Source organism: Micromonospora psammae (assembly GCF_036902725.1).
In the GTDB taxonomy this organism is placed as follows: Bacteria; Actinomycetota; Actinomycetes; order Mycobacteriales; family Micromonosporaceae; genus Micromonospora.
Genome location: NZ_JBAKHM010000003.1, coordinates 352530 through 365074, shown reverse-complemented (window position 1 = coordinate 365074; position 12545 = coordinate 352530). Strand labels below are relative to the sequence as shown.

Here is a 12545-nt window from a genome sequence, read left to right as displayed (position 1 = left end):
ACGGCGCGTCGAACCACGAAAGAGGAGGTCAGGCGGGTTGTCACCGGAGGCGGACGATGCCGAACCGGCGGTCGATGTGGCGGATCAGGTGCGGGCTGGCGGCCAGGGTGGGGCCCCGGTCGCCCCCGGCGTCGTGCAGCAGCACGATCGCGCCGGGGCGTACCGCGCCCTCGACCCGCTTGATGATGGTCGGCGCGGTCGGCTTCGACCAGTCCTGCGGGTCGACGCTCCAGTGCAGCGACCGCATGCCGAGCTGTCGCGCCACCGCCACCACCTCCGGCGTCCACCGCCCGCCCGGTTGCCGGTAGAACGGCACCTTGGCCCCCGGCACGGCGGCTCGGATCTCCCTGGTGGTCCGGACCAGGTCGGCCCGGATCTCGGCCACCGGGCGGCGGCCCAGGTCCAGGTCGTGCCCCCAGGTGTGGTTGCAGAGCTGGTGGCCCTCGCGGACGATCCGGGCCAGCAACTGGGGGTGCCGGCGGACCTGGCTGCCGACCACGCAGAACGTCGCGGTCACCCGGGCCGCCCGGAGCTGGTCGAGGACCTTCGGCGTCCAGACCGGGTCCGGGCCGTCGTCGAAGGTCAACGCCACCCCGCGTACGCCGGTCGCCCGGTGCAGCCCGGCGGGCAGCGCGGTGGGCTTCGGCCGTAGCCGGGGGCGGGGCTTCCGGGTCTGCGGCGGCGATGCCGTCGGTGGCGCGGACAGCTTCGGTGCCGCCGACGGTCCGGGCGCGTCCGCCCGGTCCCTCGTCGGCTGCGGATCGCCGCAGCCGACGGGTAGCAGCAGGACCAGGCCGAGGACGACGGCCATGACAGAGCGTGCACGCATCGCCACTCCGAGGGGGGATTCGGGTACGCGGACGCCCCGACGGTAGTGGACGGCGCTCCGATCCGGCAGTGCCGTCAACTCCCGGGCGACTGGTCCAACGAGTCCCGTACGGCCAGCGCGAGCGAGACCGCCTCGGCCAGGTCCACCGGCCGGACGACCCCGGCGGGCAGGGTGTCGGCCCGCCAGCCCGGCCCGGCGGCCAGCACCAGCAGCGGCCGGCGAGGCACGCCGAGCAGGGCGGAGAGCTGCCCGGGATCGGCGGTGGCGCGGGTGTGCGACCAGATCGCCACCGCCGCCGGCCCGGTCCGGTTGACCGCCTCGATCAGCGCCGCCACCGGCACCCGGGCGCCGAGCATCCGGTACGCGACCCCGGCCTCGGTGAGCGCGGCGGCCAACGCCTCCAGCGGAAGGGTGTGCTGCTCCTCGTCGGCGCAGGAGAGCAGGATCCGGGCGGGGCCGATGGGCGTACCGGCCCGGCCGACGGTGGCGAACGCCTCGGAGACGCACCGGGACATCAGGTGCTCGACCTCGATCAGGCCGGCGGTGGCGGCGTGCCGCTCGCCGATGCCGGCCAGCACCGGGCGCAGCAGGCCATCCCAGGTGGCGATCACCCCGTTGGCGGCCAGGGCGCGCCCGATCGTGTCGCTGATCGCCGCGGAATCCAGCCGCATGGCGGCCCGGGCCAGGCCCCGGGCCGCCGGGCCGGCCCGGCCCACCGGGATGGTCTGCCCGCCGCCGTCGCGCCCGGCGCGCAGCCGCGCCTCCGCGCCGGGGCTGGCCGTCGGACTCTGCTTCGCCCAGCGCGCCGCCTCCGCCGGGGCGACCCCCTCGGCGGTGAGCTTGCGCATGATCTCCAGGCGCGCGAGATCCGCCGGCGTGTACCGCCGGTGGTGGCCGGGGACGTGCTGGCTCGGACCGAGGCCGTAGCGCTGGTGCCAGGTGCGGAGCGTGGTGACCGCCACACCCAGTCGGCGTGCGACGGCCCCCGCGCTCAGCGGCTCATCGGCCACCCGACCGCTCCGACGCGTCATCCGCCGGAACGCCGGGCGGGACCACCGGGCCGGCGGGGTCACCCGTGGCCGGCCGCGCCGGCCGCAGCAACCGCCTCACCACCCCACCCAGCCAGGGGGCGTACGACCGGGGGTCGGCGTCGATCTCGGCCAGCAGTCCGGCCGGGTCGGTCCAGCGCAGCTCGGACACCTCGTCGGGGTCCGGCCGGACGGTGACGTCGGCCGGTACGTCGGCCCGCAGCACGTGGTCGTACTCGAACTCGACCCGGCCGGTGGCCGGGTCCTCGGCGTAGTAGAGGTAGACCCCCACCTCGGTCAGCGCGACCGGCTCGGCGCCGAGCTCCTCGGCGAGCCGCCGGTTGGCGGCCTCGACCAGTGCCTCGCCGGGCTGCGGGTGACCACAGCAGGAGTTGGCCCACCGCTCGGGGAACCGGGTCTTCACCGCGGCCCGGCGCTGGAGCAGCACCCGTCCCGCCGGGTCGACCAGCAGGACGGAGAAGGCGCGGTGCAGCTGCCCCGGCGCCTGGTGGGCCGCGGCCACGGTGGCCGCGCCGAGCGGCCGCCCGTTGTCGTCGACCAGCTCGACCTGGTGTGCTTCCCGTGCGCTCATCGCAGTTTCTCCCCATTCATCGGACGGCACCGGTGATCCGGTTGGCGGCGAGCTTGCCGGAGATCAGCACCATCGGCACGCCCACCCCCGGCTGTGTGCCGGAGCCGGTGAAGACCACGTTGGCCAACGTCCGGTGCAGGTTCGACGGGCGGAACGGGCCGGTCTGGAAGAGGCTGTGCGCGGCGGCGAACGGCGTACCGGCGGCCATGCCCTGCTCCTCCCACTCGGCGGGGGTGATCGTACGTAGCACCTCGATGCCGTCGCCGAAGCCGACGTACCCGCGCTGCTCCAGCGTCTGGACGAGCTGGTTCGTGTAGCGCTGGCCGAGGCCGCCGCGCCAGTCGAACGGGGCCCGGTCGAGGTTCGGCACCGGGGCGAGCACGTAGTAGGTGTGCCGCCCGGTCGGCGCGACCGACGGGTCGGTCCGGCTCGGGTTGGTCACCAGCAGCGACGGGTCGGTCATCAGCTCGCCGCGCCGGATGACCTCGTCGAAGGTGCCCTTCCACTTCCGTCCGAAGTGGATGTTGTGGTGGGCGATCTTCTCATATCCCTGCCTGGAGCCGATGTGCAGGACCACGCAGGAGGGGGAGTAGGTCAGCTTCCGCTGGCGGCCCTCGGGCAGCAGGTCACGGTAGGCGACGGGCAGGTCGGGGTTGAGCACCACCACGTCGGCCGGGATCAGCTCGCCGTCGGCGGTGACCACGCCGGTGGCCCGACCGTTGGCGGTCTCCACCCGGCTCACCGTGGTGCCGTACCGGATCTGCACGCCGTGCTTCTCGGCGGCGCCGGCCATGCCCCGGGAGACCGCGTGGATGCCGCCGCGCGGGAAGTAGACCCCGGCCACCGAGTCGAGGTACGCGATGACGCTGTAGATCGCGAGCGCGTCGTGCGGGGCGAGCCCGGCGTACATCGCCTGGAAGGAGAAGATGCGCTGGGTGCGGGGGTCGGAGAAGAACTGACCGATCTTGGTCTGGAGTCGCCGGAACGCGCCGTTGGCCAGCAGCTTCACCAGGTTGGCGGTGAGCAGGTCGGTCGGGGCGTCCAGGTTGCGGTCGATGAAGTCGGCCCGCTCCCAGTTCCACAGGTTGCGCGCGTAGTCCACGAAACGCAGGTAGCCGTCGGCCTCGCGGGGCCCGCAGACCCGGGAGATCTCGGCCGCCATCCGGGTGGTGTCGGTGATGACGTCCAGCGTCGAACCGTCCGGGTAGTAGGCCCGGTAGGCGGGGTCGAGCGGGGTCAGGTCGAGCCAGTCGTCCAGCTCCTCGCCGACCGCGCCGAGCGCCTCGGCGATCAGGTCGGGCATGGTGAGCACGGTGGGGCCGGTGTCGAACTCGTACCCGTCCACGCTGAGCCGGCCGGCCCGGCCGCCGGGCACCGGCTCGCGTTCCAGCACGGTCACCTGCCGGCCGCTGCCGGCCAGGTGCAGCGCGCAGGCCAGCCCGCCCAGGCCCGCGCCCACGATCACCACCCGGTCCGTACGCCCCTTCACGGTCCGCATGTGACCCCCTCCTCCGCAAATTCGCTCATCATGCCCGCCGCGTCGTGGCGGCGGTGGCGAGACCGGTCAGCGCGGTGCGCGCCGTCTCGTCGATCGACGCGGTGGCCAGCGCGGTCAGCGCCTCGGACACCCGGTCGGAGATCATGCGCTCGACCCGGGCCACCGCCCCGGTGTCGGCGACCAGCTCGGCCAGCCGAGCCACCTCGCGGGCGCCGGTGACCTTGCCCGCCCGCTCCAGCGTCCGCCGTTGGCCGGGGGTGGCCAGCTGCCGGGCCAGCATCAGCAGGGCGGTCGGCTTGCCGGTACGCAGGTCGTCGCCGGCCGGTTTGCCGGTGGTCGCCGGGTCGCCGTAGACGCCGAGCAGGTCGTCGCGGAGCTGGAACGCCTCGCCGACGGCCAGGCCGTAGCGGGTGTACGCGGCGATCAGCGGCGCCTCGGCGGCGACGCCCGCCAGGCAGGCGCCGAAGAGCAGCGGACGCTGGACGGTGTAGCTGGCGGTCTTGTAGCGGGCCACCCGCAGCGCCCGGTCGACCGACCAGTTCGCCGCGTCGTTCTCGCCGAGCACGTCGAGGTACTGCCCGGCGACCGTCTCGACCCGCATCTGGTCGTAGCAGCGTCGCACCTCGAAGAGGTGGGCGGGCGGGAGCGTGGCGTGGCTGAGCAGCCGGTCGGCCCAGACCATGCAGAGGTCGCCGATGAGCACGGCCACCGCCTCGCCGAAGCGGTCCGGGTCGCCGTCGTGGCCGGCGGCCCGGTGCCGGGCGGCGGCGGCGCGGTGCGCGGTGGGCAGGCCACGCCGGGTGTCCGAGCCGTCCATCACGTCGTCGTGCACCAGGGCGAAGGTGTGCAGCAGCTCCAGGGCGGCGAGCGCCGGCAGCACCGACGGCAGCGGTCCGTCGCCGCCGACCACGCCCCGCCACCCCCAGTACGCGAAGATCGGCCGGACCCGCTTGCCGCCGGCCAGCACGTTGTCGCGCGCCGTCGCGGCGAAGCCACCCATGGCTGCGTCGATCTCGGTGAGCGAGTCGACCTCGGCGGCCAGGAAGGCCGCGAGGGTCTCCTCCACCCCCTTGACCAGGTCCGTGGTGAACGCGGCCAGTACGCCGCGGACCGGATCGTCCGTCGCTCCCGGCTGTGCCGGCGCGACGCGGAGCGCGTTACCCGCAACTGCGTCGTTGGCCATGCGGGCGAGCGTACCCTAGGGTTACGAGTTGCGTCGATTGCTGCGTCGAAATTTGAGGAGGGCCGGTGGACACCGATCTCACCGCTGCCTATGCCCGCTGCCGTGAGCTGCACAGACACCACGGGCGTACCTACTATCTCGCCACTCGGCTGCTGCCCGCCTGGAAACGGCGACACGTGCACGCCCTGTACGGATTCACGCGCTACGCCGACGAGATCGTGGACCGGACCGAGGACCTGCCGCCGGCCGAGCGCGCCGCCCGGCTCGACGAGTGGTCGGCCCGTTTCGTCGCCGGGCTGCACGGCGAACCGGTCGACGACCCGCTGCTCCCGGCCGTGCTGCACACAATCGCCGTCTTCGACCTCGACCGCGGCGACTTTGCGTCGTTTCTGCGCAGCATGGCGATGGACCTGACGGTCATGTCGTACCCGACCTACGACGACCTGCTCGACTACATGGAGGGTTCGGCGGCGGTCATCGGCACCATGATGCTGCCGATCCTCGGCAGCTCCGACCCCGCGGCGGCCCGCGAACCGGCCCGGCAGCTCGGGTTCGCCTTCCAGCTCACCAACTTCATCCGGGACGTCGCCGAGGACCTCGACCGGGGCCGCACCTACCTGCCCGACGAGGACCTGGCGAAGTTCGGCGTCACCCGGGACGACCTGCTGGCGGCCAAGGAACAAGCCCGCACCACCGGGCGGATCCGCGAGCTGATCGAGTACGAGGTGAGCCGCGCCCAGGCCCACTACGAGGCCGCCGCGCCGGGCATCACCCTGCTCGCCCCCGCCTCACAGGCCTGCATGCGCACCGCGTACGCGCTCTACGGCGGCATCCTCGACGAGGTCGCCGCCCAGGACTACGACGTCTTCGTGCGGCGTGCCCTCGTACCCCGGCGACGCCGGATGGCGGTGGCCGCGCGGTCGCTGCTCACCCCGGCCGGCACACCGGTCGTGGTGCCCGGGCCCGTCCTGCCGTGAGCACCCGTACGGCGATCGTGCTCTTCACCCGCGACCTGCGGGTGCACGACCACCCGGCGCTCGCCACCGCCTGCGCCGCGTTCGACCGGGTGGTTCCGCTGTACGTCCTCGACCCGACGCTGGCCGGGCACTCACCCAATCGCACCCGGTTCCTGCACCAGAGCCTCGCCGAGCTGCGCGAGACGCTGCGCGGGCTCGGCGGCGACCTGGTGGTGCGCCGCGGCGACCCGGTGGCCGAGACGGTCCGGCTGGCACGGGAGGTCGGCGCCGAAGGGATCGGCCTCTCCACCGACGTCAGTCGCTACGCGCACCGCCGGGAACGCCGGCTTCGCGAGGAGTGCGAGCGGCACCGGCTCTTCCTGCGGCTCTTTCCCGGCCTCACCGTCGTCGAGCCCGGGGCGCTGCGCCCCACCGGCGGCGACCACTACCGGGTCTTCAGCCCGTACTTCCGCGGCTGGACGCGGGCCGAGCGGCGGTCCGAACTCGCCGCGCCCCGACGCGTCACGCTGCCCGACGGCCTCCAGGCCGGCCGGCTGCCGGCCCTGCCGAAGGGCGAGTCCCCGGACGCGGCGGTGGGCGGTGAACGCGTCGCCCAGCGACGGCTGAGGGAGTGGCTGCCGACGCTGGACCGGTACGACGACATCCACGACGACCTGGCCGGCGACGAGACCTCCCGGCTCAGCCCGTACCTGCGGTGGGGTTGCCTCTCCCCGCTGGCCGTCGCCGAGCGGGCCGGCGACCGGGAGGGGCCGTTCGTCCGGCAGCTCTGCTGGCGGGACTTCTACTACCAGGTCACCGCCGCCTTCCCGGAGATCTCCACCGTCGCCTACCGTCGCGGCGCGAAGGAGGAGTGGCGGTACGACGCCGAGGCGATGGCCGCGTGGACCGAGGGACGCACCGGCATGCCGATCGTGGACGCCGGCATGCGGCAGCTGCGCGCCGAGGGGTGGATGCACAACCGGGCCCGACTGATCACCGCCGGCTACCTGACCAAGGTGCTGGGGCTGGACTGGCGGCCCGGCGTCGAGGTCTTCTCCCACTGGCTGCTCGACGGGGACGTGGCCAACAACTCCGGCAACTGGCAGTGGGTGGCCGGCACCGGCAACGACAGCCGGCCGTACCGGAGCCTCAACCCGGTCCGGCAGGCCGAGCGGTACGACCCCGACGGCGGGTACGTCCGCCGGTGGGTCCCGGAGCTGGCCTCCGTCCAGGGCAGGGCCGTGCACCAGCCCTGGCGGCTGCCGGACGAGGTACGCCGGAGGCTCGACTACCCGCCGCCGCTGGAGGTGCCCGGCGCCGACCCGGTCTGGCTGCGCTGACCGCTGCCCGTCACAGGCAGGAGTGCAGGACCTCGACCAGCTCGTCCACCCGGTCGTGCCCGGCCAGCCGGGAGGTCGCGTACGCGAAGGTGTAGCCGCGCTCCGGGTCGGCCCAGGCGCTGCTGCCGCCGATCCCGCCCATGCCCCAGCTGCCGTCCGGCTCCCGCTGCATGCCCAACGTCCAGCACGCCCGCCGGTCCAGGACCAGGTCCGGCCCGTCGTACTGCACCAGGGTGGCCTCGGCGACCAGCTCGGGGCTGAACAGGCGCACCCCGTCGAGGGTGCCACCGGCGAGCAGGCCGGCGTAGAGCCGGGCCAGGCCCGACGCGGTGGCGTGCAGGTTGACCGCCGGGACCTCCGCGCCCCGCCACAGCGGGCTGTTCAACACCGCCAGGTCCAGTCCGCCGGCCGGATTGCCGATCGCCCGGGCACGCAGCGACCCCGGCTCGCCGAGCATCCGCTGCGGCCAGTCCGGCTCGCCGTACGACAGGTCGGCGCAGCGCCGCTGGTCGGCCGCGCCCAGCCCGTAGCCCAGGTCGAGGCGCCACGGTCCGGCGATCTCCTCGGCCAGGAACCGCCCCACCGGCCGCCCGTCCACCCGCCGGACCAGCTCGCCCACCAGGTGCCCGTACGTCCAGGCGTGCTCGCCGGCGACGCTCCCCGGCTCCCACTCGGGCTCGGCGGCGGCCAGGTCGGCGCAGAGCAGCGGCCAGTCGGCGACCGCCTCGGCGGGCCGGGGCACCGGGAAGGCCGGCAGCCCGGCGGTGTGGCTGAGCACCTGCCGCACCGTCACCGGCGCCCGGAACCCCGGCCAGTACGTCGCCACCGGCGCGTCCAGGTCGACCCGTCCCCGGTCGACCAGCATCAGCAGGCAGAGCGCGACCACCGGCTTGCCGACGGAGTAGACGCCGACCAGGGTGTCCGGCCGCCACCCCGGCCCGGCGACGAGGTCGACCACCGGCACGCCGTCGTACCGGACGGTCAGGCCGGCGCCGGTCTCCCGACCGGTGGCGAGCAGGTCGTGGAAGCAGTCCCGGACCGGAGCGAAGCGTGCGTGCATCCGGCCACCGTAGGCGGTGGCGATGATTACGGGCGCGGGAATTCGGGTGTCTTTCCGTGGTCCGGCCCCCGCCGTTGGGGGATGCTGGCGGCATGGCGGAGCCGGAACTGGTGGACGTGGTCGTGGTCGGGCTGGGCGTCGGCGGCGAGGAGGTGGCCGGGCGACTCGCCGAGGCTGGCCTCAGCGTGGTCGGTGTGGAGCGGGACCTGGTCGGCGGGGAGTGCCCCTACTGGGGGTGCATCCCCAGCAAGATGATGATCAGGGCGGGGAACGCGCTGGCCGAGGCGCGCCGGGTCAACGAGCTGGCCGGGTCAGCGCAGGTGCAGCCCGACTTCGCCCCGGTGGCGAAGCGGATCCGGGAGGAGGCCACCGACAACTGGAACGACCAGGTCGCGGTGGACCGGCTCATCGAACGGGGTGGCCGCTTCGTACGCGGCAGCGGCCGGCTCGACGGCCCCGGCCGGGTGCGCGTCGGTGAGCAGGTCTTCCAGGCGCGGCACGCCATCGTCTTCGGCACCGGCACCCGGCCCTCGATCCCGCCGATCGACGGGCTGGCCGACACGCCGTACTGGACCAACCACCAGGCGACCGAGGTCGACGAGCTGCCGGAGTCGCTGCTGGTCCTGGGTGGCGGGGCGATCGGGCTGGAGCTGGCGCAGGTCTTCGCCCGGTTCGGCGTCCGGGTGACCATGCTGGAGGCGCTGGACCGGGTGCTCGCCATCGAGGAGCCGGAGGCGTCCGAGGTGACCGCCGCCGCGCTGCGCGCCGACGGGGTGGAGATCCACACCGGCGTCAAGGCCGAGCGGGTCAGCCACGACGGGTCGACGTTCACCGTGCACTCCGGGGACGACACGTTCACCGCCGCACGGCTGCTCGTGGTGACCGGTCGCAAGGCGCAGCTCGACGAGTTGGGCCTGGAGACGGTCGGCCTGGACGCCTCCCACCGCTACCTGCCGGTCGACAACCGGATGGTGGTGACGGACGGAATCTGGGCGGTCGGCGACGTGACCGGCGAAGGCGCCTTCACCCACATCGCCATGTACCAGGCGGCCATCGTGATCGCCGACGTGCTCGACCACGTCCGGCACGCCAAGGGCGCCGTGGACCCCAGCGGCACCGCCAACATGGTGGGCGGCGCGATGGGCGCGGCCAGCGCGGTCGGCGGTACGACGGCCGCGGCCGGGGCGGGCGGCGCGGCCGGCACCGTCCCGCGCGCCGACTACCGGGCGCTGCCCCGGGTCACCTTCACCGACCCGGAGGTGGGCGCGGTCGGCCTCACCGAGTTCCAGGCCCGGCAGCGCGGCATCCACGTGCAGGTCGGGTTCGCGCCGCTGACGACGTCGGCCCGGGGCTGGATCCACAAGACGGGCAACGAGGGCTTCATCAAGCTGATCGCCGACGCCGACCAGGGCGTACTGGTCGGCGCCACGTCGGTCGGCCCGGCCGGCGGTGAGGTGCTGTCCGGGCTGGTGGTGGCGGTGCACGCGGCCGTCCCGCTCAGCCAGCTCCGGCACATGATCTACGCGTACCCGACCTTCCACCGGGCCATCGAGGACGCCCTGCGCAACCTGCGCTGACGCCCCCGCTCAGCTGCCGTGGCGGCCGGCGCCGGCCGCGAACCGGGCCGCGCCGGCCGCCGCGTCCGCCGCCAGGGAGTCCATCCCGTACGCCAGCTCGGTCGCGAGCGCCTCCGGCTCGGTGCGGCCGGCGGCCGCCAGGACCGAGGCGCGGTCGTTGCGCAGGCAGGTCTGCGGGTGCCCGGCGATCTCGGCGGCCAGCCGCTCGGCCGCCGTCCGGGCCTCACCCGGCGGGACCAGCCGGTTGACCAGACCCATCGCGTACGCCTCCTCGGCGGGCACCGGACGGCCGGTGAGGATCAGGTCCATCGCCCGGCTCTGCCCGATCAGCCGGGGCAGGCGCACCGTCCCGCCGTCGATCAGCGGTACGCCCCAGCGCCGGCAGAACACCCCGAACGTCGCGTCGGTCTCGGCGACCCGCAGGTCGCACCAGAGCGCCAACTCCAGGCCGCCGGCCACGGCGTACCCGGAGATCGCGGCGATGACCGGCTTGGAGAGCGTCATCCGGGTGGGGCCCATCGGGCCGTCGCCGTCCGGTTCGACGCGGTTGCCGCTGGCGGTGCCGATCGCCTTGAGGTCGGCGCCGGAGCAGAACGTCCCGCCGGCGCCCCAGAGCACGGCGACCGCGGCGTCCGGGTCCGCGTCGAAGGCGCGGAACGCGTCGGCGAGGGCCCGCGCGGTCGGTCCGTCGACGGCGTTGCGCGACGCCGCCCGGTCGAGGATGACCGTGGTCACCGGTCCGTCGTGCGCGACGTGTACGGCCATCGGGACAGCATGCCCTCCGGCGGCGCCGGCACGCCAGGGGCGGCCGGCGCCGTCCGGGTCACCGGCCGCAGGCGGTGTCCAGTGCCTTCAGGGTCGGGTCCAGGTCCGGGGCCTCCACCTTGGTGGCGTCCGGGCCGGTCAGTCGCTTCTCGATCGCGCCGGCCAGGTTCTCCACCGCCGCGCGCAGCTGCGGGTCGGCGGCCCGGGCGGCCTCCTTGCGCAGCCCTTCCGCCATCTCGGTGTAGTGGGCGCGGACCTTGGCGCCGGCCTCCTTGGCGCTGACCGGCTTGTCGATGGCCGCGATGGCGTCGTCCGCCATCCCGACGAAGTGCTCCTTGGACACCGCGAGCGCGGCGTCGCAGACCTGCTTGCTGTTCGCGGCGACGTCGACCGTGGGGCTGGGCGCGGTGCTCGCCGACGACGCGGCGGCAGCGGGCTTCTTCTCCTCCGTCTGCTGGCAGCCGGCCACGACGCCGGCGGCGACGACCAGCGTCAGGACGGTACGGACGACGCGGGCATGGTTGTTCATGGTGGTTCCCCCGTTTGGTGTGCGACCCCGGCGGTCGGATCGGCCTCGGGGTCTCGCCACTGTAGGGGGTGGTGGCCCCGGTGCGCATGCCCGTTCCGCCGTGCCGGGCCGCTAGCATCGCCGATGGCAATGATCATGCGAGGTGCCCCGCGTGCGCGGGGAGAATCGGGAAGCCGGTGCGAATCCGGCACGGGCCCGCCGCGGTGACCGGGGAGCCACCGTCCACGCGCGAGAAGGCGCAGCCACTGGCCGTACGGCTGGGAAGGCGGACGGCCAGGCGTCGATCCGGGAGTCCGAAGACCGGCCTCGCGTCGACCGCCCACCCCGCCGGGAGTGGGCCGAGCAGCGGGAGCCTGCCATGGACCTGTACACCGCCATCCACCGTCGCCGGGACGTCCGGGCGCAGTTCACCGGGGAACCGGTGCCGGACGAGACCCTGCACCGCGTCCTCGACGCCGCGCACGCCGCGCCCAGCGTCGGCTACTCCCAGCCGTGGGACTTCATCCTGGTCCGGAACGCGGAGCTCCGCCGCCGCTTCCACGCGCACGTGCGGGACGAGCGGGACGTCTTCGCCGCCACCCTCTCCGGTGAGGCCGCCGACCGCTTCGCCCGCATCAAGATCGACGGGGTGCTGGAGTCGACCCTGTCGATCGTGGTGACCTACGACCCGACCCGGGGCGGCCCGGCCGTGCTCGGTCGGCACGCCATCGCCGACGCCGGCCTCTACTCGGTCTGCCTGGCCATCCAGAACCTCTGGCTCGCCGCCACCGCCGAGGGGCTCGGCGTCGGCTGGGTCTCCTTCTACCGGGAGCCGTTCCTGGCCGGGCTGCTCGGCATTCCTCCGGGCATCCGGCCGGTGGCCTGGCTCTGCGTCGGCCCGGTGACGCACCTGGAGGAGGTGCCGGACCTGGCCCGGCACGGCTGGCGGCAGAAGCGCCCGCTCGCCGAGGCCCTGCACACGGACCGGTGGACCGCCGACCGCTGAACCAAGCCCCACCCGCCCGCATCGGTCACCCGGTCGTCAGGCCGGGGAGTGCGCTCGCGTCCGCGGAGTGCTCGCCGCGTACCCAGGAGCGGACCGGTCACCGTCCACACCCGCCAGCCGGAGGTCCCGGGTGGGGCTGATGTCCACCGGGCGGCGGAATTCGTCCCCGCCGCCCGGTTTGCGACCGCGCCTGCCGGGAAGTC

Annotated in this window: 12 protein-coding genes and 1 riboswitch; of the genes, 4 read left to right on the top strand and 8 right to left on the bottom strand. The window is 74.4% G+C overall.

Annotated elements, in window-relative coordinates:
* Window positions 1-40 precede the first annotated feature (40 nt).
* The 5 genes from V6U79_RS07910 to V6U79_RS07890 form a co-directional block, all read right to left on the bottom strand.
* On the bottom strand, window positions 41-829 hold the full coding sequence (locus tag V6U79_RS07910) for a polysaccharide deacetylase family protein (protein WP_334524811.1): 789 nt from the start codon (window positions 827-829) through the stop codon (window positions 41-43).
* Window positions 830-903: 74 nt separating this feature from the next.
* Window positions 904-1839, bottom strand: a complete 936-nt coding sequence (locus V6U79_RS07905) for a MerR family transcriptional regulator (protein ID WP_334614069.1) — start codon at window positions 1837-1839, stop codon at window positions 904-906.
* Complete coding sequence (gene idi, locus V6U79_RS07900; protein ID WP_334614067.1) at window positions 1829-2449, bottom strand: isopentenyl-diphosphate Delta-isomerase; 621 nt, start codon at window positions 2447-2449, stop codon at window positions 1829-1831. Before idi ends, V6U79_RS07905 begins: the two co-directional genes overlap by 11 nt.
* Before the next feature lie 16 nt (window positions 2450-2465).
* Window positions 2466-3947 (bottom strand): phytoene desaturase family protein, encoded by a 1482-nt coding sequence (gene crtI, locus V6U79_RS07895; protein WP_334614066.1) that lies wholly within the window; start codon window positions 3945-3947, stop codon window positions 2466-2468.
* A 28-nt stretch (window positions 3948-3975) separates the two neighbouring features.
* Window positions 3976-5130, bottom strand: a complete 1155-nt coding sequence (locus V6U79_RS07890) for a polyprenyl synthetase family protein (RefSeq protein WP_334524822.1) — start codon at window positions 5128-5130, stop codon at window positions 3976-3978.
* Window positions 5131-5195: 65 nt separating this feature from the next.
* On the opposite strand from V6U79_RS07890, the gene V6U79_RS07885 reads away from it, so the two are divergent.
* Window positions 5196-6107: a phytoene/squalene synthase family protein gene (locus V6U79_RS07885; protein WP_334524825.1), complete on the top strand. Its 912-nt coding sequence runs from the start codon at window positions 5196-5198 to the stop codon at window positions 6105-6107.
* The gene (locus V6U79_RS07880) at window positions 6104-7426 is read left to right on the top strand and encodes a cryptochrome/photolyase family protein (RefSeq protein ID WP_334614065.1); all 1323 of its coding nucleotides are present in this window, start codon (window positions 6104-6106) and stop codon (window positions 7424-7426) included. Before V6U79_RS07885 ends, V6U79_RS07880 begins: the two co-directional genes overlap by 4 nt.
* A 10-nt stretch (window positions 7427-7436) precedes the next feature.
* Here the strand turns inward: V6U79_RS07880 and V6U79_RS07875 are convergent, their stop codons facing one another.
* Complete coding sequence (locus V6U79_RS07875; protein ID WP_334614064.1) at window positions 7437-8486, bottom strand: serine hydrolase domain-containing protein; 1050 nt, start codon at window positions 8484-8486, stop codon at window positions 7437-7439.
* 92 nt (window positions 8487-8578) lie between these two features.
* On the opposite strand from V6U79_RS07875, the gene V6U79_RS07870 reads away from it, so the two are divergent.
* On the top strand, window positions 8579-10063 hold the full coding sequence (locus V6U79_RS07870; RefSeq protein ID WP_334614063.1) for a dihydrolipoyl dehydrogenase family protein: 1485 nt from the start codon (window positions 8579-8581) through the stop codon (window positions 10061-10063).
* A gap of 9 nt (window positions 10064-10072) precedes the next feature.
* Here V6U79_RS07870 and V6U79_RS07865 read toward each other — a convergent pair whose 3' ends face one another.
* Both V6U79_RS07865 and V6U79_RS07860 read right to left on the bottom strand, forming a co-directional pair.
* The gene (locus V6U79_RS07865; RefSeq protein ID WP_334614062.1) at window positions 10073-10828 is read right to left on the bottom strand and encodes a crotonase/enoyl-CoA hydratase family protein; all 756 of its coding nucleotides are present in this window, start codon (window positions 10826-10828) and stop codon (window positions 10073-10075) included.
* 58 nt (window positions 10829-10886) lie between these two features.
* On the bottom strand, window positions 10887-11357 hold the full coding sequence (locus V6U79_RS07860; RefSeq protein WP_334614061.1) for a hypothetical protein: 471 nt from the start codon (window positions 11355-11357) through the stop codon (window positions 10887-10889).
* 123 nt (window positions 11358-11480) lie between these two features.
* A riboswitch (cobalamin riboswitch) is annotated at window positions 11481-11680 on the top strand.
* A 35-nt stretch (window positions 11681-11715) separates the two neighbouring features.
* Here V6U79_RS07860 and bluB point away from each other — a divergent pair.
* Window positions 11716-12342: a 5,6-dimethylbenzimidazole synthase gene (bluB, locus tag V6U79_RS07855; protein ID WP_334614060.1), complete on the top strand. Its 627-nt coding sequence runs from the start codon at window positions 11716-11718 to the stop codon at window positions 12340-12342.
* Window positions 12343-12545: the final 203 nt, after the last annotated feature.

Coding starts and splice junctions, on each gene's coding strand:
- V6U79_RS07910 (WP_334524811.1), bottom strand. CDS start 829: ATGCGTGCACGCTCTGTCATGGCCGTCGTCCTCGGCCTGGTCCTGCTG.
- idi (WP_334614067.1), bottom strand. CDS start 2,449: ATGAGCGCACGGGAAGCACACCAGGTCGAGCTGGTCGACGACAACGGG.
- crtI (WP_334614066.1), bottom strand. CDS start 3,947: ATGCGGACCGTGAAGGGGCGTACGGACCGGGTGGTGATCGTGGGCGCG.
- V6U79_RS07890 (WP_334524822.1), bottom strand. CDS start 5,130: ATGGCCAACGACGCAGTTGCGGGTAACGCGCTCCGCGTCGCGCCGGCA.
- V6U79_RS07875 (WP_334614064.1), bottom strand. CDS start 8,486: ATGCACGCACGCTTCGCTCCGGTCCGGGACTGCTTCCACGACCTGCTC.
- V6U79_RS07870 (WP_334614063.1), top strand. CDS start 8,579: ATGGCGGAGCCGGAACTGGTGGACGTGGTCGTGGTCGGGCTGGGCGTC.
- V6U79_RS07865 (WP_334614062.1), bottom strand. CDS start 10,828: ATGGCCGTACACGTCGCGCACGACGGACCGGTGACCACGGTCATCCTC.
- V6U79_RS07860 (WP_334614061.1), bottom strand. CDS start 11,357: ATGAACAACCATGCCCGCGTCGTCCGTACCGTCCTGACGCTGGTCGTC.
- bluB (WP_334614060.1), top strand. CDS start 11,716: ATGGACCTGTACACCGCCATCCACCGTCGCCGGGACGTCCGGGCGCAG.